Annotated in this window: 2 protein-coding genes; both read right to left on the reverse strand. The window is 66.7% G+C overall.

The window, feature by feature from the left end; translation table 11 throughout:
• Window positions 1–104: 104 nt before the first annotated feature.
• Window positions 105–545, reverse strand: coding sequence for a hypothetical protein (locus tag GNK13_RS18915; RefSeq protein WP_164104123.1), 441 nt, complete (start codon window positions 543–545; stop codon window positions 105–107).
• A 110-nt stretch (window positions 546–655) separates the two neighbouring features.
• Window positions 656–1,072, reverse strand: coding sequence for a hypothetical protein (locus tag GNK13_RS18920; RefSeq protein ID WP_235935340.1), 417 nt, complete (start codon window positions 1,070–1,072; stop codon window positions 656–658).
• Window positions 1,073–1,161: the final 89 nt, after the last annotated feature.

Here is a 1,161-nt window from a genome sequence, read left to right on the forward strand (position 1 = left end):
CTTCGGCTTGCCATTAAACGACTTGATAGCCAACTGCTGGGCACTGCTGACTTTATGGCAATTCAGCGTGAGAAAGTGGCGCTGTCCAGCTAGGAAACCGTGGGCTAGCGCCCGGCGGCTGATGAATGCTCGCGCTCGCGGCGGCGGTCGGCGGCGTAGGCTTCGACTTCGAACGGGTTGTCGCGGTAAAAATGGCGACCGCGAGCGTAGGCGTAAGCCGAGGCGGCGACGTAGGCCGGTCCCATCAGCAGTCCCCAGCGTTCGAACTGGCGAACATGCACCCGCTCGTGCGCGCGGGTGCGGTCGAGGGCTCCCGGATCGCGGCCGAGCACGGTGTGGCCGATCGTCATCGCCGCGGCCGACACCGGAAGATGCTCGAGGACCCAGCGGACGCCGGGGCCGTGGATCTCGACGACGCCGCGGACCAGCCGCCAGCGACCGCCGCAGGCGAGCCCCAGTGCCAGGCCCGCTACGGTGTAGGGGCTGGCCCAGATGTAAGCGGCGGCGCGAAGTAGAAATCGTGTGGAGCTGCGGAGCAGTCGCATAGGCTCTCTCAGAAAACGCCGAAGCCACCCTCCCCGGGCCTAAGAGCCCGGCCCTCCCGGGGGGAGGGTGATGGTGGGCTTCAGGCAATCGCCGTCGCCAGCGGTTTATCTTAGAGCGCTTCTTCCAGCTCGTCTTCGTCCTCGTCGGCGTTGAAGTCGAACGCTTCGGCCGAGGTTTCGAACTCCTCGGTCTGGATCAGCGCCAGCTGCTCTTCGTTGAGCCGAACATAGCCGAGCGAGCGGATGACTTCGAGGATCTCGCTGCAGGTCGGGAACATCCGACCGGCGGCCCGCTTGTAGGCGTCCATCGCCTGCATGAACTCGATCTCGTGCTCGGAGTAGTCGCGTTCGCAGGTGGTCGGGTCGATCTGGCGGCGACGCTGTTTCTTCCGCCGCTGGGGCTGCGCGGTGTCGGCGGCGGCCTGCGGATCACGACGCTCGGCTCGGCGGCGGTCGACGGTCACGATCGAGTCGCCGGCGGTGGTGGTAGCGGCGGCGAGATCAGCGGCGGCGGCGGTGGTTGTCACGATCGGAGTCTCCCGGGTGGAAGGCGGCAGGAATGGGACTCAGCGGATAGTGCCAGGAAACCCTAGCACGTCGACCTTGCCGTCGACGC

Source organism: Candidatus Laterigemmans baculatus (assembly GCF_010367455.1).
Taxonomy (GTDB): domain Bacteria; phylum Planctomycetota; class Planctomycetia; order Pirellulales; family Pirellulaceae; genus Laterigemmans; species Laterigemmans baculatus.